We start from the raw sequence: 20,438 nt of genomic DNA on the forward strand, positions 1-20,438 counted from the left end.
CCATCTGGTCTGCGGGGTGAGGGCGCTGCTGCATGGGCGCTCCGATGACTGGTTGGATTGGCGGAGACGGCGTCGTCTCGACGGACTGCCCGCTTCGCCCATCGCTAACAGCATTTGTCATCATTAATGAAACAAGGCGACAGCTCGTCCGTTCTGGCTCCCTGGTCCACAACTATGGGGAGCAATATGGGTCGGTCACCTGATTACGCACGCTATCTGCGCCTCGCAGTGGAGCATCAGCAGGAGGCGGAAGAAGCCGAGTCTCGCCATGAAGACTATGCATTGGTTGCGTCTCACCTTCAGCGCGCAGCCTACTACCGCTCTTTGGCGGAGCAAGCGGCTCAAATTCATGCGGCTGAAGCTGAGACAAAGTCCGGTGGACCAATCAACTAGACGCGGCCCGTCTGCCGAGGCTAGAGGGGTGTTGACGCATTCCCGCTCAAGCTAGCCAAAAGGCGAGAATGAAAAGCACCTGGTTCATCTTCTATTCGTCGCGGTGCAAAAAGCATCGTGAGATGGCACAAAACGCCCCGTCAGAAGCAGTTCGAGAAACGCATCGGAGGCTGGCAGCGCAATATGCGGAGAAAGCGGCCCGCGCGATGGACAAGCTCATGCATCCCATTGAGCTAGCGCAGTATAATGTCCCAGCGGAGGAACGTAAGGGCTGAAATGCAGGAAAAAGCGTCGAAGATTTGAAACGGGAAAGGCCCGAGCGTTGCCGCCGGGCCTTTGTTAGACGCATCTCGCCTTGCGGCTTTTTTGGGCGTTTTCGTGGCCACTTGCAAGCGAAAACTTAAGCTGCCTCGTCCTCTTCTTCATCTAGCCGATCGCGGATGATCGCGGCAATCTCAGACCACTCCCGCAGATGTCCGCTGTCGTTCAGGAAAGCGGGGTCGACCGGCGGCAGGCGTCGCCGTGTATCCACCGTGGCGGGCGTTGCAGACGCAGCAGGGCGCGGCGGTGGCTTCACCCAGCGCGCAAGCCAGACAGGTTCCGTTGCCCATCCCGCTTCGGCCATATCGACGGTATCTTGGTCCACAGCGGAAAAGGCATATGCGATACAGACCGGCCACCGGTTGATGGCTTCCAGCAGCAGGCGCTTGGCCTTGCGGTTGTGGACGCGATACCGCCTGGCCGCGACCGTGTATCCGACCGCGTCGCCCACGATCATGTCCAGCACCATCTGCTTCGGCGTCGGCAACGCGTCGCGCCAGTAGCCATAGGCCAGATGGGTGCGGACGCGCATGACATGCTCAGCCGTCCGGCCGCCGCCGCGCGACTGGTCGACGCGCGCCTCAAGGCTGGCAACCTTGATACCGACGTCGGCCTCCAGGCTGCGATAGACGTTGCCGATCTGGGCGGCCCATTCAAGCTGCTCCTTGTCGAGCGTGCCGTTGCGGTGAAGCTGGATCAGCGCGTCATCATGGGTGCGGAGCGATCGGTCCCACGTCTCGGGCGTGCCATAGGCCTTGTGCGACCATAGTTCGCGGACCTGCACCGCCTCCTCGATACCCGGCTCCAGCACGACCGGCCGCTCGACCAGCTTGGGCTTCTTCCGGCCCTTTCGCTTACCTTCGGTCACCTTCTCGACCGGGCGCGACCGACCCAACACCAGATGATCGATGCGCTGCTGCTCGCGCTTCCGCGCCGCCGCCAGCCGCGCCATGCGGGCATTGAAACGCTCCACGCCAGCCGGATCGGCGGCATATGCCGCTGACAGGGCTGCCCGCGCCTGCGCAATCCTCTCAGCCCTCGTTAGTGCCCCGGTTCCTGTCACGCTGCGCCTCCATCAATCACAGCAAGCCGCAGCTTATGCTGCCCGCACCAATGTTGATCCCATGTGACGGGCCAATGAGCGTTCTGAGCAGCGTCCATGCTGTTGGCACCAAGGGCCATCGCCTCCGGGTTTCGAATGCCGATCGGCGGATTGAACCGACATTCGCCGGTGCCGTAGTCGTCCACGGTATAGTTTCCGTCTTCGAACGCGCTGACCTCGCCGAACTTCAATTGGTTCCAGAAGCGGCAGGTGTCACAGCTCAGCTTCATCGTCGCCCTCCGCTTCGTCGCCAGTCAGCAAACGGGCCCCCGATCGCGGATAGCCATCCCAGCGCCGGTTCAAAAAGACCGAGACGTTCACGTCATCCAGCCGCTCTTCCACCGCCAGAATGACCTTGCTGACAAGGCTCTGGCCGCCCAGGATATCCAGCGTCGCGCCGATATGATGGATGGCAAACAGCAACCCGGAAAGTCGCCCATCGACCCGCGTGGACGAGGTCACAGCGGGCAGCGCTTCACCCATCGCCTCCGCCCGGATTTCCTCGCAAAGCGCCGCGACCTGCTCAGCGACTTTCGCGATATTTTCATGCGCCGACATCATCCCCAATTCCTTTCGATGGTGAGCTTCAGGATGTCCCGCGCAACGGGGCGCTGGCCATCAAGAAGCAAGGTACGCGGCCGAAACAGGGCATCCATAGCGATTGCGAGATGCCCCACCGTCAAGGCGTCGCCCCAGGCCTTCTCAGCAATATGGCTGATCCAGAACAGCAAGTCCTGGGCAGTCTCGACCCGCTCAATGTCGACCTCGTACTTCGCGCGCAGCGGATCGTCGTGGTTGGGGCACCGGCAGAGCACAATCCGCTCAGCGTCGAGCAGCCACGGCCCCCAGCGGTGGAGATGTGCGTACCGTTCCCGCCCACCCCGAAATTCTGAGATTGGCACCAACTGGTACGCATTGGCGGCCTCTCGATTTTCACCGAACATGGAAATCCTCCTGCGTGGGTCGCGCGCACGCGCGGTGTTGAGTTATAATATTACCTGTAGGGATATCCCCCCTTTCAGGGGGGTATCCCGTACAGTGCGCGGGCAGGTGCGCAGGCGCGCGCAAGCACGCGAGGGGGAACCCTCCCGGAACCTCCGGAACCACAGCTTCCGGCAACCTCCGGAACCTCCGGGACCAGAGGCAATCGTCCCTCAGAGTTGCAGCCATCGGCCCACCTCCACGAACTCTTTCATCTGGTCATGGCCAGTTTTGCGCTCTACGACCTTGAGAGCGCCCTCCCTTATCCACACTGTAATCATCTTGTTAATCCGGCGCTTCTCAGCGTCGTCATGGGGATCGACGTCCAAGACCTTGGCGACCAGCTTACCGGCCCATAGCGTCGACGCGGAATGCTTCCGCGAAGACCCTGGGGCTGCATCGATTTCACGCTGAATATGATAGAGTTGCCGGGCCGTAACGCCCGCGAACGTGTCTGGTGCTTCCCAGCACTCTATCGCGCCAATATTGTCCTCGGGGCCAGTATCATCCCCATTCCCAAGCCCCACGCCGACGAACTGAAACCAGTTCGCTGCCGATGGAGCCGGAGCCTTGTTGTTCTTGTCGTCGTAGACCGAGAAGAACCGCTTCCGGTCGCATTCTGGTATGCGAAATTCTTCCGCCACCTCCTTTGTCATTTTCTGAAATACGAGGCATGATCGGGCCGCGTTGATCATCGATACTGCGCCACGGGCATCGAAGGCCGATGCCTCTGATCCGTTGGGCTTGCGAACGTGATGGGCTAAGCTCACCGCGCTGTTCGTCTCGTGCGCGATTCTAACCCACTCCTTGGTAACGGCATCGATCGCGCCATTATTGTTTTCATCGACCGAGTGGCTGGAAACGAACGGGTCGATGTCCAGATAGTCGACCTTGTTGCGCTTCATTTCTTCTATGACAGCCTCGGCTACAGGCTTCCTGACCGTGAACCCGCCAGTCTTTTCCTCTACCGCCAGCTTCAGCGTCCCCGATGAAGCGCTATCGACGCCGTCGAGGAAAAGGCGGTCGCCCAAGTCATCGGGGGTAATGTCCCACGCCTTCATAAAGGCGTGAACAGTCTTCTCGACCTCTTCCATCTCATCTTCGAGGTTCCAGAGCCAAACCCGGTGAGGGCCGTTCCAGACCGTCGTGTTAAGAAGATTTCGGCCTGTTGCGATGCAAAGCGCGCGCCCGACCTTATAGGTGGTTTTGCCAGCAGCGCCGGGCGCGATAACAGCCGACACCTGCTTGCGCCGCAATTCATATCCGTACAGAAATTGCCGGCGCGGAATGCTGGATGGTTCTCGCCATGTGAAAGGGGTGGCGCTGACGATCGCAGCAGGGGATGTCTCCATGCCATAATTGGATGGCGGCCTCTCAGGCCCAGGCCACCTGGCCGCGTCCAGCGCTGCCCGTACAGATGCCCCGCCAAATTCGCGTTCATCATCTTCGAAGTCGCGCGCGACCGTCATGCTGCGCGCCTCAACGGGAAAGCTACCTTGGCGCCGATCTCCAATGCCGCCGCTTCCGCCGCTTCCTTGTCGATGTTGGTGGGGAGGTGGCTGTCGTCGTCACCGCAGATTATATAATTGAGGTCAGGGCGGGCGTTGTTCCAAAGGCGTGCGACGGCGGCGATGTTCTTGGCCGAAAAGGCAGCGATGCAAGGATATCCGGTCGCGCGACATACTGCCGCCATGGTCGCGACGCCTTCACCGATCCCGACGGTTTCGCCTTGGCGCGATAGCTCACCCATAAGGAAGAACAAGCCATCGGTCTTGCCACCGCGCAGGAATCGCTTTGTCCCGTCGCCTGATATGCGTTGCAGGTTCCAAAGCGAGCCTGCGCCGTCATACATCGGCACCAACAGCTTCCCGGCATCCTGGCGGAACAGGAAAGGGTCCAAGCGCTTCTTCAGCAAATAGACGTGGTCAAGCCCGACTGGCCCCGCTCTGCGCCATAGCTCACGGGCATCCTGCGCGGCCTCGCTTTCGCTGCGCTCGCGTTCCTCCTGCCGTCGCAGCTTCGCCGCGGCCCATTCCACCTGAAGCTGCCGCTTTTCCTCTGGTGTAAGAGACAGGTCGCGATCGATGCGCCATTTCCGGCTTATGCCAAGGCGGTAGTTACCGAATGCGCCCGCCGGACGATCGTCCAGATAAAGGGTTGCCCAGCCGTTCTGCCGGCCCTTGCCGTCTCCATCACAGTGAAAGCGGATCAGCTCGCCAGACGCCAATCGCTGGGCGATTGGCTCAGTCGGCTTTACGCCCTCCATCTCCATCGCGCCGATGAAGTCCGCGACGGCTATGTGCCAGTCCCCCGCCATGGCGGTCACTCAGCCTCGATGACGTCGCGAGCCACAAACGTCGCGTTTTGCAGAGCCAAGTGCTGCAAAACGTCTATCGGGATCGTGTCATTTGGCCAATTACACGCCAATGAAAGAAATCGAATGCAGCGCTCATACGTGGGGATTTCAATGGGCCGACCTGCCTCGATCCTATCGAACAGCTTACCGTCGTTGATTGCCCTTGAGGACAGCGTCTTCAGCGATACCGACGGTCGGCTAGGGGCATGGGCGTCAACCCAACGACCACTGATCCATTTCAAGTTGCCGATAAGGTCCATCTACACACCTCGTTAACTCCGAGGTTTTAATACGGGCTACAGCCCGCATTAGTCAAGGGCTATCGCCCGCATGATTTTATTGTCCGTTCGGGCTATGGCCCGTTTAGGAGGAACTTATGACTGAAGAGAAAAAGAAGGGCCGGTGGGAGATAATCGTGCCGCCATTGGAACTGACGCTTGAGCGCATTGATGAGCGCTTAAAGGAGCTTGGCCTTAGCGACCGTCAAGCGTCCATTCGAGCAACGGGTTATCCGGATGCGATTCGCGAGATTCGGCGCGGTAAAAGGCCGAGCAGCGACCGGTTCATTCAGTTGGCAAATGCGTTGGAAACAACGCCCGACTATCTGTCCGGGCACGTCGAGCATCAGAGCCAGGCATTTTGGAGAACCACAACGCAATCAGCCCTTCCGATCGAGGGCGTAATAGAGCTTCCGCGGAATATACCGGTTTATGGAATTGCCGATGACGGTGGTATCGGCGCGATGGATTTCGACGGCGCCAAGGGTATCGAGGTCCTAAAGTATGACCTTTCTAAACCGATAGACTACTGCCGACGCCCGCCCCGTCTGGCGCTCCGAGATGACATTATCGCTATCTCCGTATTCGGCACCTCCGCATATCCGAGGTTTGAAGAGGCAGATATCCTATACCTCGAGCCCGACATGGGGCGTGACGGCGACTATGTTTTCTTGGCTTTAAAAGGCGATGTCACCGACCGCTCTGGCGCGCCAGGTCGGTGGATGATGCTCAAGCGCCTCGTCAACAACACGCCAGTTCTGCGGGACGATGAAAATCCCTTTCAGGTATCTCACCTTGTCGAGCAGTTTACACCGCCGGTCCAGTTCAAGGTTCCTGCAGATTTAATTTCCAAAAGATACAAAGTGTTAACGCAAAATCAACTTCTTTCGCTTTGAGATGCGGGCAATAGCCCGTTGACGCGGGCTATTGCCCGTACTAACTCTGTCTTCGCCAGCTGAGAGTTTAAAAATCTCAGAGGGCGCAGGCAGGGCGTCCGCATGGGCCAACCCTGTCGTTCAGACAGGAGACCCCGAACATGGCCGACGCCACCACGGCGCGGAGCGTTGACGCTTCGCGAACAGCACCCCCGCGCCTCCAGATCCCAGCGCTTTCCGACACAACTATGGATCACGGGCATACGCACGTTTTCTATAGCTCTGGCGAGCCGTATATCGAGCAGGCCTATGCGCTGCTGGAAGTGCTGAAAACCTCCTTCAGCGCCTCGGATGAGATCGTAAACCAAAAGTTGGCAGGTGCCGACGGCAGGGACCGTTTTACAACGTTGGCGGATGCCCGTGGTCACACGCTTGGCCTCGCCATGGAGGGCGTTCAATCGCTGCTCGGCCTCGCCCGCCATATGGACGACGTGTTCACGATCAACGAGCATAACCACGGCCTCGACAGCGAGGGCCGCTGACATGGCCCTCAATCCCGACATTCAAGCCATCTTCGGCGACAGTCCCGCACGGGCGCTGACGTGGGCGAAGGCCATCATCGCCAGCCAAGGCGCAGCGATGGAAACCGAACACAAGATGGCGGTCGACCATGGCGACTCTGGCGAATTTTCCGCCATGTCGTGGTCGGTCCACGCCGAGGCTTTGGACGCCGCTCACGCGCTTATCAAAGTAGCCGAATTTATCGAGAAGGCCGCGCGTCGATGACCCGCCTCCGCAAGATCATAGCCGCGATCGAGCCTTGGTATCACTGGGGTCCTCATGGCGGCGCGTCGCTGAAAGACGAACGCGGCGGCGATGGCGGGTTCTTCATGTTCGAATGGTTCGGCCTCCAAATCCTCATCGCGTTCACGCGCTTTCCCAAGGAAAAGTGACATGACCCAGCTCAGCTATGCCATCGCGCGCATCAATTACCTTGTCAGTCTCGCGGCGTATAATGCGGCGGATTTCACCGGCATGACAGTCGATGAAGATGAGGCTTTTACCAACGCCCACTATGACAAGTGGGACGCGGTCCTTCAGGCTCCCGCAACGAGCAGCGCTGATTTGCTCGAAAAGATGACCATGATTGATGAAAGGTACATCGTTGATTGCGAGGCAATCCCCGATGTCGACTGGAAAGCGCTCAAGCGCGATGTCGCAGCGCTGGCAACGTCTCAGATCGCGCCCCCCAGCGCGGCATGCGCTGACAACCCGACATGGCAGGCATGGCTGCATTTCGCTGATGACGCATGGAAGGACGACAGCGACCGTGCCGGAACCGAACAAGCTCGCGCTGGCGAACGGTTGCTGGCGGATTGCACCGCTGCGTCGCCGCTGGGCGTCGCTGGCAAGCTCCGTTACGCGCTTTATCTGAATGCGACGACGCAGTGGCTTCGAGCGCTGGCTCTGGGTGCCGACGTGCCCGACCTCGTCGCCAAGCTCGACATGGAGGACGCCGTCAATCAGGCGCTCTGGTCCTCGATCCAGAGCCTCGAAGCGATGGATGCGCGCCCATGACCTACATCATCATAACTCAGCCGCACCCGCTGGATAACCTTTGGGGCGTCGCGTTGGAGGCCGTTCAGGCGGCGGAAGACATGTTCGAGGCGTTGGGCGAAGACTACACCAATGACGAAGCCAACAGCGCAGGCGCCGCGCTGTCAGAAGCCCTTGGTGCGGTGTGGGCACTGCCCGCGCGGAACATGTCCGACATTATCGTCAAGCTGAACCTCGCCGACCTTGATGGCGCTACTCGCGATGACTGCCCGGTCAGGGAAATCATGAACGAGGCGACCGAAATTCTCGACGCCGGCATCGCGCGCGGCACAAAGCTGAAAGCGCTGAACCCCGAATTTCTGGAGGGCGTGACGCTATGAGCCGCTGTTCCAAATGCGTCCACTTCCTGCGCGGTGGCACCAACGGCAGCAACCGCCCACCCAGCGACGTGGTGCGCAACGATGATGTCGGCTTGTGCCGACGGCACCCACCTATCTGGCTTCCGGCCGATCCCGATGAGGACAGCGGTAGCTTCAATTTCCCTGCCGTCCACATGGACCACCGCTGCGGCGAGTGGTCGGACAGCGGCCCATGGGAGGAAAGCCCACTATGCTGAAACGCTACGCCATATGTCGCAACTGTCGCCATTGGCGGCAGGGCGTTCCCGCCGACATGCGCCAGCCCGCGCTGGAGGATATCGGATCGGACGTGGGGGCCTGTGAAATGGCACCGGCCGCGCTGTTCGAGCGCGACGGCGAGCTAGTTGCGTTCCAGCCGATCGTCCACTTCAGCCGGTCCTGCGCTGACTTCGATCAGCCGCTGCGCGACCCCGACCCAGACGTTGACGGCCCCGATGACGACGGCCCCGATGAGGGCGAGCCGCATCCCAGCCTCGACCGCGTCCGTAAAATCTTCCCGATCCGGCGCACGCCGATCGCCGCATAGGAGCATAGCCCGATGCCTACCGCCGACACTACCGCGCGCGACTACACCGCCGCCGAGGTCACCGCCTACGAAGCTTATTTAAGCGCAATCGCGGAACACAACATCATCTGCGCACGCCCCGGAGCGACGACGCGCGAGAAGATGGACGCCGCTTTAGCGGCCGATCGCGCGTTGAAGCGCTTCAGCGAAGCCGCAGGAATGGACTTCGGCCGCGGCACTCGTTCGCCCGCTGACATCGCGACGGTCACAACGCTAGCCTCAGAACTCGCGTCTGCCAACGAGGTGATCCGCAGTGCCTATTCTATGCTGCTGGGCATTCTCAACATTGGTTCGCTGGACTATTGCAAGCCGGGCGACAGGGACAATCACAGCGCCTGTATAACCCTGCTGGAGGACGCCGCGAAGCTGCTGCGCGCCGGTGTCGCCAAGGCAGACGGCGAATGACGAACGTCCGCCTCACCGTGCCGAATATGCCCGCCTTCATGGTGGCGCGTAAAGGCCGCACCGCGCGCCCCGGCAGCACATTGCCGCGGCGGCGATATCTGACCCTCGACGAAGCCGCGACCGATGCGGAGGCGGAAGCCGCCGCCGCGCCGGGCCGGGTCATGATCGTATTTCAAGAAGTGCTTCGCGTGAAAGCCGAAGCCGACCCTATTCCGGCCGCTAATGCCCCCAGGCGGTCGGGAGGGCCGGGCGACATTCCCCCGATGTCGCCCGGCTCGAAAGGTGGTGTGTGATGGACTGCGCCCATTGGGACACTCGTCGGCTTGGGCTTCTGGAAGCAGCCGGTCTTCTCAGGCGGCTGGCCGATGAGGAAAAGGACACCGCGAACCGCACTGTTCCTGCGAAGGTCAATCGCGAGCGCCGCGCGCGGGCGGGCGGGTTCAGCAGAGTGGCGGGCATTCTCGAACGTCGCGCCGAGCGGCTGGGCGGTCTGAGATGATCCTCGAAGTCCCCGTCTACCACCATCCCGACGGATCGCGGACCATCGGCCAGCCCGATCCGCGCCACGGCGTGAGGCTGGGCAGACTCGCCATGGCGATGCTGAACCGCAAGAATTGGGCACTGGATCCGAACACAGCGGAATCGCATAGGAAATCGGCCCGAAACCCGCAGAAATCTGGGCCTTTAGGGGTGGATTCGGTCCGAAAGCAACTCGGTGGAATCACCCTGCCGGTTTCAGCGCTCAGCACCAGCCGAAAGCCCCACAAATCAGCCGTTTTACCCGGCCGGTTACCCATGCCAGCACCACCCCCTGCGACTGCCTGTCCTGCCAGACCGGCCGCCCGGATTACCCCTGTTTGATCGAGGATGCCCAGCCATGAAGAAAATCCGAGAAGATCGCGTGATCGCTATGGCCGACTGGCTGGAGACGATCCCGACCGATCCCCCCTTTTACAAGCATCCTGACTGGGAAAACTTCCTCGACCTGAGCGATGCTGAAATCTCGGCTTGCGAGGACTTGATGCGGGTGCGCGCCGCTGGCGCGGAGAGCGAGGCAGCGAAGTTGCGGGCCGAATTGGACCATCGCCATGCCGCACCCAAGCCCCAGCCGATCGATACCGCGCTGAAGAATGGCGGGTGGATTTTGGGTCACGTTCCGAAGAATGCCCCGTATCCGTATAATCATCCGTGGGTCATACTCACGTGGGGGGACGAAGGCTGGGCCGAGGACGATGGAGGCCAACATGAACCCATCGAATGGCTTCCACTGCCGGACCCGCAGCCGACGCCGACTGGATGGGCACCGGCCAGCGGGATCATCAAAATCGCGGAGATCACAGGTAAAGGCTGGAAGATCAACGGCCAGCCGGCCGAAGTGCCTTGGCGCTGGGAAGTGTACATCGAGAAGCCAGATGGCTCGATAGATGATTACCGCGAACTTTGGCATTATGCGACCATCGATCAGGCGCAAGCGCGTGCGATAAAGTGGCGCGATAAATTCGGCCTGCCAGTCGTCACCGTGTCGCTCGATCAGAAGGTCGTTGCCATGCTGCCTCCGGTGACCCGCCAATGACCGATCCCGACCTTATCGAAGCCCGCGACATCGTGAAGGCGACCCTCGACCCGCAGAGCCACAAGGCCTGCCATTGCCGGACCGAGATCGACGCGGGCCAGTGGGATCGCGGGCACAAGGTCCGGGCGACGCTTGCCGGGATCAGACGCGGACGCGCGCTGGCGCGGACGTGCGACTGCGCCGTTTGCGCCAGCGATATGAAGGGCATCGTGCCGTGTGTGCGAGAGGAAGTGCAATGACCATCGCCGAAAATGAAGGCCTTCGCGCCCAGGTCGCAAGCCTCCTAATGTTTGCGGGCATGAATCCGGTTTCGGACAAGCTGATCCGCGACATTATCGCGAAGGTCGAAGATGAGTGCGTACGAAATTCGTACGCACTGCCGCACCTTCCAACGCTCGAAATGATCGCAGCAGCGTGGGACGTAATCGATAAAGCGAAGTTGGCCGGCGGTATCAAGCGGCTCGGTCCCGGCCTTGGCGTCGCGGAGGTATGGCAGGCTATGGCGGCCGTTGCGGCGGAGGCGAACCAATGACACCTGTCGAGAAAATCGGCAAGCAACTGACCGAAGGCGCGCTCAGCGCGATCGGGAAATGGGTGATCATCGCTGCGCTGTGCTTGGCGGCCTGGCAATGGATATCACCTCCCGCGCGCGACGCGACCGACCCACCGTCCGGCCCTCGCAGTGGGATGCGCTTGCGTACCGACAACGGCACCGGCTGCCAATATCTGGAGACGAAGGGCGGGGCGCTGTCGCCTCGGCTGGGGTCGGATGGCAAGCAGGTCTGTGGCCCGACTGGGGTGGAGGCGTTCGATGGCAAGTAATCCGGATCGCCTCATTTCGCTTCAGGACGTGATGCGCATGACGTGCCTGACCGCCGCTGGCATCAAGGCGAGGGAGGATGCGGGGGCGTTCCCCAAACACTTCTTTTCTGGTCCGCGGCGCCCCAAGTGGAGCGCGGGCGAAGTGAATGCTTGGATGATCGACCAGCCGATCCCGGCGAAGGCTTTTTCCGATGCTCACCCGCGCGTCCCTAAAGGTTTCTGCATCAATGAGGCCGCGCTGGTCCGGCAAGCGCCTCAATATAATGGGCGCCACATGAACGCCGACAGGCTCCGCTCCTTTGCTGTGCCGGTCGAGGATTTAATGCACGGCGGAACCGGCATCTATTTCCTCTGGCGGGGCGATACCGTGGTCTATGTGGGCCAGACAAGGACGGGATATCTCCGCATCGCCAGCCACCTTGCTAATTCCGCTATGGCCTTCGACGCTGTGGGCTTCATGCGGTGCGATGCCGAGAGCCTCGATGCGGCGGAACGAGCCTATCTGGATAGGCTCTTACCAGAATATAATACTGATCCGACCACCATGAAACTAAAGCGGAGGATCGTCCGATGAACGATCGCAGCCGCGACAACCTTCTGCGCATCGCGGAGGTGAAGGCCCGCACTACGCTGTCCAGCGCCACGATCTACCGGAAGATAGGGAAGGGGACGTTCCCTGCATCGCACCGCATCAGCGACGGCTTGGTCGCGTGGTACGAATCGGATATCAATGCATGGGTGGCTGACCCGATGGGATGGTCCGGTTCTATGGAAGGTGCTGCGCAATGAAGATTATGGTCGTCGGGATGCCTTCAGAGCCAATTCACGAATTCGCTAGCGGCGAGGACATGGTCGCGGCGGCGCCGGCACATGGCTGGACTCTCACTGGTTACGAGGACATGCCGCATCTCAACGAGGCGCTTCGGGGGATGCCGAAGTTCATGGAACTGCACGGACCGGCGGGCGGCGGCGATTCGGTTCGCTACGAAACATGGGAAGCGAACAACCTCTATTCGAGCAAAAACGGGACGGGGGTATAAGTCGGGGTATGGGTTTTACGACGTCGTCGTAAAACCGCATAAATACGTCACTTATGCCCCATATTTCGACGGGCACCCTCTCCGCCACGACTTTCCTAAGTGATTGTCGTTACTTAACCTTCTGACAAAGCGTCGCTTTCCACCGCCTCGGTGCTACAAAGTGGTGCTACAAAATGCGGTTGATGACGCATGTTCGAAGGTCGAGTGATGGCGGATTCGAAGTCCGCATCGTGGTCCCCGTGGGCCTTCGCTCCACGATTGGAAAAACGAACCTGACCCGACGCCTCGGGCGGCTCTCGAAATCGGATGCCAATCGTCTGGCCGCGCCGGTCATCCAGCAGTTCCACGATCTCATTGAGCGAGCAAAGGTAGGACCGCTCGACGATCCATCCCCTGTGCCTGTTGCCGTCGCCACCTTGCCCCAGCCTTCGAGGCCTTATCCTCGGCAGGCTTCCTCACCGAAACTGATGGCAATCTTCGACGGGTATCTGCGCGAACGGCAGCCGTCGCCTGCAACGATCAAACGGTGGCGTCCGGTGATCACCCATCTCGTCGATCATCTCGGGCATGACGAGCCGCGCAGCATCAGCGCCGATGACATCATTGGCTGGAAGGAGGCGCTGGCCCGTCAAGGCGCGAGTGGGCGGACGATCCGCGAAGTCTATCTCGCTGCCGCCAAGGTGGTGTTCGCATGGGGCGTCGAGAATCGGAAGCTGGACGCCAACCCCGCCGCTGGCGTCTCCGTGCGGGTGCCGAAGCGGCACCGCCCGCGTGGGCCGAGCTTCACCTCGGCCGAGGCGCGCACGATCCTGTCGGCATCGCTCTCAAGGGATCAGGGCAAGATCAGCCGAGAGCACGCTCTGGCTCGACGGTGGATACCATGGATGTGCGCCTACAGCGGCGCGCGCGTCGGCGAGATTGCTCAGATGCGAGGCCGGGACATCATTGAGGTGGAGGGCATCTGGGCGATGCGGATCACGCCGGAGGCCGGGTCGACCAAGAGCGGGCAAGCGCGGATCGTGCCGCTTCACCCGCATCTGGTTGAGCAGGGGTTGCTGAGGGTAGCGGAACAGGCTGGCGACGGACCAATCTTCTACGACCCCGCGCGTGGTCGAGGCGGGTCTGCTGGCAACGCCCATTATCGGAAGGTCGGTGAACGGTTGGCCGCATGGGTGCGCGACCTCGGCATCAATGACCCGCATGTCCAGCCCAACCATGGGTGGCGGCACCTTTACAAGACCCTCGCCCGCCGAGCGGGCATGGAGCCCGAGGTGCGCGACGCGATCCAAGGCCACGCGCCTCGTAGCATCGGTGAGACCTACGGTGAGTGGCCGATCGATGTCTTGGCTCGGGCGGTCAACCGCTGCCAAGGTTCAATGTCGGTGGATCGGTGAACCGGGCGTCCCCGCACCCGGGAACGCTCACCACTTTGTAGCACCGAGGCGGTGGAAAGCGACGCTTTGTCAGAAGGTTAAGTAACGACAATCACTTAGGAAAGTCGTGGCGGAGAGGGTGGGAAGCCGTTCTCCGCCAGTTTCTCCACGAAATCTGTTTTCGTCGCTCTCGAAAAGGGCGGCTGTACGTGTCGCTTCACGCCTCTTTCTCTTGACGGCCAATATGGGATCGCGCGGCATGACGCGGGGCGGCGTGCGATATGTCGATCCGGTTCGTGTCATCGATAGTGACGACGCGCTGGCGCGCAACGCGCCTTGCCGCCACTCCCGGTCTGGAGGGCGCGAAATCCGGGCCCTGGAGCAGAATCTTGTCCGAAGGACGGCCTTCGGTCCGCCCCGCGGCGATCAATGATTGCTGACGAGCAGAACCCTCAATTCCTCCCAAAGCGGACTGTTGAATTGCAGAACATATGTCCCCGCGACATTATAGGGCGCCTCTGTGAGGTCCAGGCAGCGAAAGCCCCCTGCCTCGATGTCGATATTTTGGGGCGTATCCAGCTTCCGATAGGAATTTGTCAGCAGACAATATTTGAATTTGGGGAAAAGCTTTGCGGCAAATCCCATGATGACGTCATCGGGCAGATGCTGAAGCACGTCTTTCATGATCAGCAAATCGCCGCCTCTGACATCCATGACATCGTCCGGCATGACGTCGAAATTCGCGTCATCCGATGAGTGAAGCGCGATATTTTGAGCGACTATGGTGGGAACGACATCATATCCCTGATAGGATACGCCGTCGTAATTGATGAACTTCGAAAACTGCCAGTCGCCGCAGCCGACGTCTGTCACCGAACGAATATTGTTCAGGGCGATGAATTGCTCAAGAAACATACGGTATGCCATGGTGTGATACGGGCTTGATCCGCTGCCCGAATGGCCACCCCAATCCGAAACATCCTTGTCGTATTTGTGTGAAAACACAGACGCTAACGGTAGGGACTGCATGTTATCTCTCCACTTCACGCTATGAGGAGAATGGGATAGCCGCGCTACATGACATGTCAACCGATGTGCTGCCGTCATGATGTCCTTCCATTGCCGGATTATGGGGCGTCGCTGCGTCGGTGTCGGAAAGCCGCTGTCTGCCGTAGTCCGACCGGCGCATTTTGGGACGGAGTTCGCGCAAGATCGACCGATTGTCGCCGGGAGGCGGCGATGCCGTGGCCCCGTCCCAGGGCAATCTTTCCGGCAGCGGCCGATACCGGACCTTGGAAACGGTAAGTTTCGATTGAGAACCGGAACAGAAACATTTGTCAGAATTTTAGCCCCTGCGCGGCGGGGACCTGCCCGTTCGGTGGCGGGCGCCATCGACCATCGAGACGAGGAATTTCCAATTGCCCGAACGTCGTAGCTGGCCAGCCATCATCCTGGGTTTCGTCATCGCCGCCATAGGCGTGGTTTTGACAGGCGGGGGCATATGGCTCGCTACATTAGGCGGCTCGCTTTATTATGGGCTGGCCGGGGTAGCGATGCTCTTCGCCGGCGTGATGCTGATGCGCAGTCGGATGCTGGGCGCCTACGCCTATATCGCCGTCGTGGCGGCCACCGTGCTCTGGGCCTTTTTCGATGCCAGCAGCAATCTCGTCTGGGCGCTGGTGCCGCGCATCATCGCGCCGGTCGTGCTGCTGGTCGCGACCTTCCTGGTCATGCCGACGCTGACGCGGGCGGCCAATCGCTGGAAGCTGGCGGGCGCGGGCGTCGGCGTTGCGGTCGTGGCGACGGCGCTGTTGTTTACCTTCCTGGGTACGCGCGACGTTTCGGTCGCGGCGCTGCCTGCGCCAAATTCGATAGGGATGATGGACCCGTCGGGCATGGCGACGGGCGCGGACTGGCCCGCTTATGGCGGTACCGGCGCGGCGCGGCGCTATTCGCCGCTGACCCAGATCAATGCCGGCAATGTTGCGCAGCTCAAGCAGGTCTGGCTGGCGCATACCGGCGACATGCCGAGCGATGCGGCCGCCGCCGCCCAATATGGCGCCGAAACGACGCCGCTGAAGGTCGGCAATGCGCTCTACCTCTGCTCCGCCAAGAATATCATGATCTCGCTCGACGCGGCCACTGGCAAGGAGCGCTGGCGCTTTGACCCCAAGGTGCCGAACGCCTGGATTCCCTACACGGCCGCCTGCCGCGGCGTGAGCTATTATGCCGTCCCGAACGCCGCGCCCGGATCGCTCTGCGCCAGGCGGCTGATCGAAGGGACGCTGGACGCGCGCCTGATCGCGGTCGATGCCGAAACCGGGCGTCCCTGCTCTGATTTCGGAACCAACGGCCAGGTCGATGCCAAGATCGGCATGGGCAAGGTCTTCCCCGGCCTCGTCTCGATCAACTCGCCGCCGGTCATCATTCGCGGTATCGCGGTGACCGGGCACCAGACGCTGGACGGGCAGCAGCGCTGGGAGCCGTCGGGCGTGATCCAGGGTTTCGACGCGGTCACCGGCAAGCTGCGCTTCGCCTGGGACATGAAGCATCCCGAATGGAATAGCTATCCGCCCGAAGGCCAGCAATGGTCGCGCGGCACGCCCAATATGTGGACGATCGCCAGCGGCGACGAGGCGTTGGGGCTGGTCTATCTGCCGATGGGCAACAGCACGGTCGATTATTGGAGCACGATGCGTTCGCCGGTGGAAAACAGCTTCGCCACCTCGATCGTCGCGCTGGACGTGACGACGGGCAAGCCGCGCTGGACGTTCCAGGCGGTCAAGAACGACGTATGGGACTATGATTTCGGCAGCCAGCCCACGCTGATCGATTATAAGGGCAAGGCCGCCCTGCTGGTGTCGTCCAAGCAGGGCGACATCTATGTGCTGGACCGGGCGACCGGCCGGCCGCTGACGCCGATCGGCACGATCAGGGCGCCGGGCGGCGGCGTCGAACCCAGCCAGCGCGCGCCGACGCAGATCGTCTCGCTGTGGCAGACGCTGCGCAAGGCGCCGCTGACGGAATCCGACATGTGGGGCATGTCGCCGATCGACCAGATGATCTGTCGCATCAATTTCCGCCGGGCGAGTTATAACGGCTTCTTCACGCCCCCTGAAACGACCCGCCATTCGATCGAATATCCCGGCTATAATGGCGGGACGGACTGGGGCAGCGTCGCCGTCGATCCTGCGCGGGGCGTCATCGTCGCCAACTATAACGACATGCCCAATTATGTCCGCCTCGTGCCCCGCGCCGAAGCCGACAAAAAGGGCTGGTTCACCCGCGAGCAGAAAGCCGACATGGCCAGGCAGGACAAGGGCGGCAACGCCAGCCGGGGTGGCAAGCCCCATGCCGAGGGCGCGGGCGATCCGCAGGCGGAAACCCCCTATGCGATCGATGTGAATGCCGGATGGCAGATGCCCTTCACCGGTATGCTGTGCAAACAGCCCCCCTATGGCGGTATCCGCGCGATCAACATCGCCACCGGCAAGACGATCTGGGACCGCCCGTTCGGATCGGCGCGCAAGAATGGCCCGTTCGGTATCCCCAGCTATCTGCCCTTCACCATCGGCACGCCCAATAATGGCGGCTCGGTGGTGACGGCGGGCGGCCTGATCTTCATCGCGGCGGCCACCAACGACCTGTTCAAGGCGATCGACCTCAGGACCGGCAAGATCATGTGGCAGACGGCGCTGCCCGCTGGCGGACAGGCGACGCCGATGGTCTATGAACAGAATGGCCGTCAATATGTGGTGCTGATGACCGGCGGCCATCATTTCATGAAGACCCCGATCGGGGATCAGGTGATCGCCTGGGCCCTGCCGACCAAAGGATGATGCGTGACGTCCCATACAGGCCAGCCAGCGGCGCCGTTTGAATGAGCGATCCGGGGTGGACCGCCCATATCCGGGCCAACATCGTCCTCTATGGCGCGCTGGCGGCCAATATGGGGATCGCGGTCGCCAAGTTCGTGGCGGCTGCGATCACCGGATCGTCGTCGATGCTAACCGAAGGCTTTCATTCGCTGGTGGACAGCGGCAACCAGTTGCTGCTGCTTTACGGCCAGAAGCGCGCACGCCGCCCCGCCGATCGCGCCCATCCCTTCGGCTATGGCCGCGAACTGTATTTCTGGGCGTTCGTCGTCGCGATCCTGATCTTCGCCGTGGGCGCGGGTGTATCGATCTACGAGGGCTGGGCGCATATCCAGGCGCCCGAGCCGCTGCGCGACCCCGCGATCAACTATATCGTCCTGGGCATCGCCTTTGCGATGGAGGGCGCGTCCTGGCTGATCGCGATGCGCGACTTCGATCGCAAACGCGGTGCGGCGAGCTGGTGGCAGTCGGTGCGGCGATCGAAAGATCCCGCGGGCTTCATCGTCCTGTTCGAGGACAGCGCGGCCCTGATCGGCCTCCTCATCGCGGGCGTCGGCATCTGGGCGAGCCATCATTATGGCGATGCCCGGATCGATGGGGTCGCATCGATCCTCATCGGCCTGGTGCTGGCCTTCGTCGCCATCATGCTCGCGCGCGAAGCCAAGGGCCTGCTGATCGGGGAAAGCGCCGACCCGGCTTTGATCGAACAGGTGTGGCGTGCGGTCGAGCGTCGGCCGGAGATCGTGGCGGTCAATCATGTCAGGACCATCCACACCGCGCCCGATGCGGTCTTCGTCGCGATCAGTGCGGATTTCGAGGATGCGCTGACCATGGGCGAGGGCGAAACCCTGATCGAAGCGATCGAAGCCGAACTCAAGCGCGCCATGCCGGAGCTGACGTCCATTTATATCCGGCCGGAAAAGCGGGAAGATGCCATTCATGTGCTTTAGGACATTTGCAGGCCGTCAAACGGAATGTCGACCGGCCCCGGATAACCAGGATCACCCCAATTTCCCTATACTGGCAAGGCGGTCGTATATTTGGTGAGCGACAGCGCGAAATGCGACGATGCGCCGCCGACGGCAGGATGTTCCAGCAGGACGCGCATCAGGAAGCGCTCATAATCCTCGACGTCCGCCGCGACCACGCGCAGCAGATAATCCCAGTCCCCCGACATGGAATAGCATTCGATGATCTCCCGCCGCTCGCGCACGAACGCCTCGAACGGCGCCCGCACCTCGCGCGCATGGCTGCGCACGCGGATGTTGCAGAAGACATTGACCTTCCGGTCGATCGCCACGGCATTCAGCAATCGGACCGCCGGGCCTAGCACCCCCGCCGCCTCCAGCGCCTTGACCCGCCGCCAGCAGGACGCGGCGGAACTGCCGACCCGATCGGCCAGTTCCGCATTGCTGAGCGTGGCGTCCGATTGCAGCTGGTCGAGAATGCGCCGATCGACGGCGTCCAGATCGATCATGTTTCATATTCCCTCATATTGTGAAACCTGTGGTTCAATTTATGGCGATAACCCGCATATATTGAAACAGGATTTCGGCTTTTCCATGCGATAAGGTCGGCATGGGACAGGATATGCACGAACGACCGAAGGGCGCTGCCGAGGACTGGACCATTGCCCAGGACTGGGGCCGTTATACCGCGGCGGAACATGCGATGTGGGACCGCCTGTTCGAACGGCAGGGGAAGATGCTGCCCGGCCGCGTCGTGCCGGAATTTATGGCGGGCCTCGACATATTGCGCATGGACAAGCCGGGCATTCCCAATTTCGATGCGCTGTCGGAACGGTTGATGAAGGCGACGGGGTGGCAAGTCGTCGCGGTGCCCGGGCTGGTCCCCGACGCCGTATTTTTCGACCATCTCGCCAACCGTCGCTTCGTCGCGGGGCGTTTCATCCGGACCCCCGACCAGATCGATTATCTGGAGGAGCCGGACATCTTCCATGACGTGTTCGGCCATGTGCCGCTGCTCGCGAACCCGGTATTCGCCGATTACATGCAGGCCTATGGGCAGGGCGGGCTGCGCGCCGACGGCCTGGGCGCGATCGAGCGGCTGGCGCGGCTTTACTGGTATACGGTCGAATTCGGCCTGATCCGCCAGGACGACGGGCTCAAGGTCTATGGTGCCGGCATCGTCTCCTCCTATGGCGAATCCCTGTTCGCACTGGACGATCCGTCGCCCCATCGGCTCGGGTTCGATCTGAGGCGGCTGATGCGGACCAACTACAAAATCGACGATTATCAGCAGAGCTATTTCGTGATCGACAGTTTCGAAGACCTTCTGCGCCAGACGGCCCAGACGGATTTCGCGCCGCTTTATGCGGAACTGGACGGTCAGCCCGACCTTGCCACCGACGCGCTGTTGCCGGGCGACCGGGTCTTCACCCGCGGAACGCAGGCCTATGCCCACAGCCGGGCGGCGGCCGGTGCATGAGAGCGCTGAAGACGCCGGCCCTGTTTCATGACTGACATAAAGAGAGAGGATTTGC

At 61.4% G+C, this 20,438-nt stretch carries 30 protein-coding genes; 21 read left to right on the plus strand and 9 right to left on the minus strand.

Annotation, left to right across the window (positions count from 1 at the left end; translation table 11 throughout):
• Positions 1-793: 793 nt before the first annotated feature.
• The 7 genes from K9B33_RS17810 to K9B33_RS17840 all read right to left on the minus strand — a co-directional run bounded on the left by K9B33_RS17810 (position 794) and on the right by K9B33_RS17840 (position 5,413).
• Positions 794-1,777, minus strand: a complete 984-nt coding sequence (locus K9B33_RS17810; RefSeq protein ID WP_224550416.1) for a hypothetical protein — start codon at positions 1,775-1,777, stop codon at positions 794-796.
• Positions 1,774-2,046 carry a hypothetical protein gene (locus tag K9B33_RS17815; protein ID WP_224550417.1) on the minus strand — a complete coding sequence of 91 codons (273 nt, stop codon included), beginning with the start codon at positions 2,044-2,046 and terminating at the stop codon, positions 1,774-1,776. The genes K9B33_RS17810 and K9B33_RS17815 overlap by 4 nt, the downstream gene beginning before the upstream one ends.
• Positions 2,030-2,377, minus strand: a complete 348-nt coding sequence (locus tag K9B33_RS17820) for a hypothetical protein (protein WP_224550418.1) — start codon at positions 2,375-2,377, stop codon at positions 2,030-2,032. Before K9B33_RS17820 ends, K9B33_RS17815 begins: the two co-directional genes overlap by 17 nt.
• Positions 2,374-2,760, minus strand: coding sequence for a hypothetical protein (locus K9B33_RS17825; protein ID WP_224550419.1), 387 nt, complete (start codon positions 2,758-2,760; stop codon positions 2,374-2,376). The genes K9B33_RS17820 and K9B33_RS17825 overlap by 4 nt, the downstream gene beginning before the upstream one ends.
• A 210-nt stretch (positions 2,761-2,970) precedes the next feature.
• Positions 2,971-4,266: an AAA family ATPase gene (locus K9B33_RS17830; protein ID WP_224550420.1), complete on the minus strand. Its 1,296-nt coding sequence runs from the start codon at positions 4,264-4,266 to the stop codon at positions 2,971-2,973.
• A complete protein-coding gene (locus K9B33_RS17835; RefSeq protein ID WP_224550421.1) occupies positions 4,263-5,069 on the minus strand; it encodes a toprim domain-containing protein in 807 nt (268 codons plus the stop codon). Before K9B33_RS17835 ends, K9B33_RS17830 begins: the two co-directional genes overlap by 4 nt.
• A 50-nt stretch (positions 5,070-5,119) precedes the next feature.
• Positions 5,120-5,413 (minus strand): hypothetical protein, encoded by a 294-nt coding sequence (locus K9B33_RS17840; protein ID WP_224550422.1) that lies wholly within the window; start codon positions 5,411-5,413, stop codon positions 5,120-5,122.
• A 116-nt stretch (positions 5,414-5,529) separates the two neighbouring features.
• Between K9B33_RS17840 and K9B33_RS17845 the strand changes: the two genes are divergently transcribed.
• From K9B33_RS17845 to K9B33_RS17930, 18 genes are all read left to right on the plus strand, one after another.
• Positions 5,530-6,327 (plus strand): helix-turn-helix domain-containing protein, encoded by a 798-nt coding sequence (locus K9B33_RS17845; protein ID WP_224550423.1) that lies wholly within the window; start codon positions 5,530-5,532, stop codon positions 6,325-6,327.
• 140 nt (positions 6,328-6,467) lie between these two features.
• Positions 6,468-6,848 carry a hypothetical protein gene (locus K9B33_RS17850; protein WP_224550424.1) on the plus strand — a complete coding sequence of 127 codons (381 nt, stop codon included), beginning with the start codon at positions 6,468-6,470 and terminating at the stop codon, positions 6,846-6,848.
• A 1-nt stretch (position 6,849) separates the two neighbouring features.
• Positions 6,850-7,092: a hypothetical protein gene (locus K9B33_RS17855; RefSeq protein ID WP_224550425.1), complete on the plus strand. Its 243-nt coding sequence runs from the start codon at positions 6,850-6,852 to the stop codon at positions 7,090-7,092.
• The gene (locus tag K9B33_RS17860) at positions 7,089-7,259 is read left to right on the plus strand and encodes a hypothetical protein (RefSeq protein WP_224550426.1); all 171 of its coding nucleotides are present in this window, start codon (positions 7,089-7,091) and stop codon (positions 7,257-7,259) included. Before K9B33_RS17855 ends, K9B33_RS17860 begins: the two co-directional genes overlap by 4 nt.
• Position 7,260: 1 nt before the next feature.
• Positions 7,261-7,884 (plus strand): hypothetical protein, encoded by a 624-nt coding sequence (locus tag K9B33_RS17865; RefSeq protein ID WP_224550427.1) that lies wholly within the window; start codon positions 7,261-7,263, stop codon positions 7,882-7,884.
• Entirely contained in the window at positions 7,881-8,243 is a 363-nt protein-coding gene (locus K9B33_RS17870) for a hypothetical protein (RefSeq protein ID WP_224550428.1), read from the plus strand. The genes K9B33_RS17865 and K9B33_RS17870 overlap by 4 nt, the downstream gene beginning before the upstream one ends.
• Positions 8,244-8,472: 229 nt before the next feature.
• Entirely contained in the window at positions 8,473-8,808 is a 336-nt protein-coding gene (locus tag K9B33_RS17875) for a hypothetical protein (protein WP_224550429.1), read from the plus strand.
• 12 nt (positions 8,809-8,820) lie between these two features.
• Positions 8,821-9,252, plus strand: coding sequence for a hypothetical protein (locus tag K9B33_RS17880; protein WP_224550430.1), 432 nt, complete (start codon positions 8,821-8,823; stop codon positions 9,250-9,252).
• Positions 9,249-9,545 (plus strand): hypothetical protein, encoded by a 297-nt coding sequence (locus tag K9B33_RS17885; RefSeq protein ID WP_224550431.1) that lies wholly within the window; start codon positions 9,249-9,251, stop codon positions 9,543-9,545. The genes K9B33_RS17880 and K9B33_RS17885 overlap by 4 nt, the downstream gene beginning before the upstream one ends.
• Complete coding sequence (locus tag K9B33_RS17890; RefSeq protein ID WP_224550432.1) at positions 9,545-9,751, plus strand: hypothetical protein; 207 nt, start codon at positions 9,545-9,547, stop codon at positions 9,749-9,751. The genes K9B33_RS17885 and K9B33_RS17890 overlap by 1 nt, the downstream gene beginning before the upstream one ends.
• 378 nt (positions 9,752-10,129) lie before the next feature.
• Complete coding sequence (locus tag K9B33_RS17895) at positions 10,130-10,825, plus strand: hypothetical protein (protein ID WP_224550433.1); 696 nt, start codon at positions 10,130-10,132, stop codon at positions 10,823-10,825.
• Entirely contained in the window at positions 10,822-11,064 is a 243-nt protein-coding gene (locus K9B33_RS17900) for a hypothetical protein (RefSeq protein ID WP_224550434.1), read from the plus strand. The genes K9B33_RS17895 and K9B33_RS17900 overlap by 4 nt, the downstream gene beginning before the upstream one ends.
• Positions 11,061-11,357, plus strand: coding sequence for a hypothetical protein (locus tag K9B33_RS17905; protein WP_224550435.1), 297 nt, complete (start codon positions 11,061-11,063; stop codon positions 11,355-11,357). The genes K9B33_RS17900 and K9B33_RS17905 overlap by 4 nt, the downstream gene beginning before the upstream one ends.
• Positions 11,354-11,647 (plus strand): hypothetical protein, encoded by a 294-nt coding sequence (locus K9B33_RS17910; protein WP_224550436.1) that lies wholly within the window; start codon positions 11,354-11,356, stop codon positions 11,645-11,647. The genes K9B33_RS17905 and K9B33_RS17910 overlap by 4 nt, the downstream gene beginning before the upstream one ends.
• Positions 11,648-11,684: 37 nt before the next feature.
• Positions 11,685-12,221: a hypothetical protein gene (locus tag K9B33_RS17915; RefSeq protein WP_224550437.1), complete on the plus strand. Its 537-nt coding sequence runs from the start codon at positions 11,685-11,687 to the stop codon at positions 12,219-12,221.
• The gene (locus K9B33_RS17920) at positions 12,218-12,436 is read left to right on the plus strand and encodes a helix-turn-helix transcriptional regulator (protein WP_224550438.1); all 219 of its coding nucleotides are present in this window, start codon (positions 12,218-12,220) and stop codon (positions 12,434-12,436) included. The genes K9B33_RS17915 and K9B33_RS17920 overlap by 4 nt, the downstream gene beginning before the upstream one ends.
• On the plus strand, positions 12,433-12,687 hold the full coding sequence (locus K9B33_RS17925) for a hypothetical protein (protein WP_224550439.1): 255 nt from the start codon (positions 12,433-12,435) through the stop codon (positions 12,685-12,687). Before K9B33_RS17920 ends, K9B33_RS17925 begins: the two co-directional genes overlap by 4 nt.
• Before the next feature lie 173 nt (positions 12,688-12,860).
• Positions 12,861-14,081, plus strand: a complete 1,221-nt coding sequence (locus K9B33_RS17930; RefSeq protein WP_224550440.1) for a site-specific integrase — start codon at positions 12,861-12,863, stop codon at positions 14,079-14,081.
• Between the two features lie 405 nt (positions 14,082-14,486).
• Here the strand turns inward: K9B33_RS17930 and K9B33_RS17935 are convergent, their stop codons facing one another.
• Positions 14,487-15,089 (minus strand): hypothetical protein, encoded by a 603-nt coding sequence (locus K9B33_RS17935; protein WP_224550441.1) that lies wholly within the window; start codon positions 15,087-15,089, stop codon positions 14,487-14,489.
• Positions 15,090-15,478: 389 nt separating this feature from the next.
• Here K9B33_RS17935 and K9B33_RS17940 point away from each other — a divergent pair, with 389 nt between their 5' ends.
• On the plus strand, positions 15,479-17,899 hold the full coding sequence (locus K9B33_RS17940) for a membrane-bound PQQ-dependent dehydrogenase, glucose/quinate/shikimate family (RefSeq protein ID WP_224550442.1): 2,421 nt from the start codon (positions 15,479-15,481) through the stop codon (positions 17,897-17,899).
• A gap of 41 nt (positions 17,900-17,940) precedes the next feature.
• Complete coding sequence (locus tag K9B33_RS17945; RefSeq protein ID WP_224550443.1) at positions 17,941-18,885, plus strand: cation diffusion facilitator family transporter; 945 nt, start codon at positions 17,941-17,943, stop codon at positions 18,883-18,885.
• 65 nt (positions 18,886-18,950) lie between these two features.
• On the opposite strand, the gene K9B33_RS17950 is transcribed toward K9B33_RS17945, so the two are convergent.
• Entirely contained in the window at positions 18,951-19,412 is a 462-nt protein-coding gene (locus K9B33_RS17950) for an Lrp/AsnC family transcriptional regulator (protein WP_224550444.1), read from the minus strand.
• A gap of 113 nt (positions 19,413-19,525) precedes the next feature.
• On the opposite strand from K9B33_RS17950, the gene phhA reads away from it, so the two are divergent.
• Positions 19,526-20,383, plus strand: a complete 858-nt coding sequence (gene phhA, locus K9B33_RS17955; RefSeq protein ID WP_411974040.1) for a phenylalanine 4-monooxygenase — start codon at positions 19,526-19,528, stop codon at positions 20,381-20,383.
• The last annotated feature ends 55 nt before the right edge of the window (positions 20,384-20,438 follow it).

Source organism: Sphingobium sp. 3R8, assembly GCF_020166615.1.
In the GTDB taxonomy this organism is placed as follows: Bacteria; Pseudomonadota; Alphaproteobacteria; order Sphingomonadales; family Sphingomonadaceae; genus Sphingobium; species Sphingobium bisphenolicum.

Excerpts from the sequence above, each read along its gene's own strand:
- K9B33_RS17815 (WP_224550417.1), bottom strand. The coding sequence starts at position 2,046 with ATGAAGCTGAGCTGTGACACCTGCCGCTTCTGGAACCAATTGAAGTTC.
- K9B33_RS17835 (WP_224550421.1), bottom strand. The coding sequence starts at position 5,069 with ATGGAGATGGAGGGCGTAAAGCCGACTGAGCCAATCGCCCAGCGATTG.
- K9B33_RS17895 (WP_224550433.1), top strand. The coding sequence starts at position 10,130 with ATGAAGAAAATCCGAGAAGATCGCGTGATCGCTATGGCCGACTGGCTG.
- K9B33_RS17865 (WP_224550427.1), top strand. The coding sequence starts at position 7,261 with ATGACCCAGCTCAGCTATGCCATCGCGCGCATCAATTACCTTGTCAGT.
- K9B33_RS17825 (WP_224550419.1), bottom strand. The coding sequence starts at position 2,760 with ATGTTCGGTGAAAATCGAGAGGCCGCCAATGCGTACCAGTTGGTGCCA.
- K9B33_RS17925 (WP_224550439.1), top strand. The coding sequence starts at position 12,433 with ATGAAGATTATGGTCGTCGGGATGCCTTCAGAGCCAATTCACGAATTC.
- K9B33_RS17920 (WP_224550438.1), top strand. The coding sequence starts at position 12,218 with ATGAACGATCGCAGCCGCGACAACCTTCTGCGCATCGCGGAGGTGAAG.
- K9B33_RS17945 (WP_224550443.1), top strand. The coding sequence starts at position 17,941 with ATGAGCGATCCGGGGTGGACCGCCCATATCCGGGCCAACATCGTCCTC.
- K9B33_RS17910 (WP_224550436.1), top strand. The coding sequence starts at position 11,354 with ATGACACCTGTCGAGAAAATCGGCAAGCAACTGACCGAAGGCGCGCTC.
- K9B33_RS17860 (WP_224550426.1), top strand. The coding sequence starts at position 7,089 with ATGACCCGCCTCCGCAAGATCATAGCCGCGATCGAGCCTTGGTATCAC.
- K9B33_RS17890 (WP_224550432.1), top strand. The coding sequence starts at position 9,545 with ATGGACTGCGCCCATTGGGACACTCGTCGGCTTGGGCTTCTGGAAGCA.
- K9B33_RS17905 (WP_224550435.1), top strand. The coding sequence starts at position 11,061 with ATGACCATCGCCGAAAATGAAGGCCTTCGCGCCCAGGTCGCAAGCCTC.
- K9B33_RS17830 (WP_224550420.1), bottom strand. The coding sequence starts at position 4,266 with ATGACGGTCGCGCGCGACTTCGAAGATGATGAACGCGAATTTGGCGGG.
- K9B33_RS17855 (WP_224550425.1), top strand. The coding sequence starts at position 6,850 with ATGGCCCTCAATCCCGACATTCAAGCCATCTTCGGCGACAGTCCCGCA.
- K9B33_RS17850 (WP_224550424.1), top strand. The coding sequence starts at position 6,468 with ATGGCCGACGCCACCACGGCGCGGAGCGTTGACGCTTCGCGAACAGCA.
- K9B33_RS17935 (WP_224550441.1), bottom strand. The coding sequence starts at position 15,089 with ATGCAGTCCCTACCGTTAGCGTCTGTGTTTTCACACAAATACGACAAG.
- K9B33_RS17880 (WP_224550430.1), top strand. The coding sequence starts at position 8,821 with ATGCCTACCGCCGACACTACCGCGCGCGACTACACCGCCGCCGAGGTC.
- K9B33_RS17845 (WP_224550423.1), top strand. The coding sequence starts at position 5,530 with ATGACTGAAGAGAAAAAGAAGGGCCGGTGGGAGATAATCGTGCCGCCA.
- phhA (WP_411974040.1), top strand. The coding sequence starts at position 19,526 with ATGCACGAACGACCGAAGGGCGCTGCCGAGGACTGGACCATTGCCCAG.
- K9B33_RS17885 (WP_224550431.1), top strand. The coding sequence starts at position 9,249 with ATGACGAACGTCCGCCTCACCGTGCCGAATATGCCCGCCTTCATGGTG.
- K9B33_RS17840 (WP_224550422.1), bottom strand. The coding sequence starts at position 5,413 with ATGGACCTTATCGGCAACTTGAAATGGATCAGTGGTCGTTGGGTTGAC.
- K9B33_RS17820 (WP_224550418.1), bottom strand. The coding sequence starts at position 2,377 with ATGATGTCGGCGCATGAAAATATCGCGAAAGTCGCTGAGCAGGTCGCG.
- K9B33_RS17900 (WP_224550434.1), top strand. The coding sequence starts at position 10,822 with ATGACCGATCCCGACCTTATCGAAGCCCGCGACATCGTGAAGGCGACC.
- K9B33_RS17930 (WP_224550440.1), top strand. The coding sequence starts at position 12,861 with ATGCGGTTGATGACGCATGTTCGAAGGTCGAGTGATGGCGGATTCGAA.
- K9B33_RS17870 (WP_224550428.1), top strand. The coding sequence starts at position 7,881 with ATGACCTACATCATCATAACTCAGCCGCACCCGCTGGATAACCTTTGG.
- K9B33_RS17915 (WP_224550437.1), top strand. The coding sequence starts at position 11,685 with ATGACGTGCCTGACCGCCGCTGGCATCAAGGCGAGGGAGGATGCGGGG.
- K9B33_RS17950 (WP_224550444.1), bottom strand. The coding sequence starts at position 19,412 with ATGATCGATCTGGACGCCGTCGATCGGCGCATTCTCGACCAGCTGCAA.
- K9B33_RS17875 (WP_224550429.1), top strand. The coding sequence starts at position 8,473 with ATGCTGAAACGCTACGCCATATGTCGCAACTGTCGCCATTGGCGGCAG.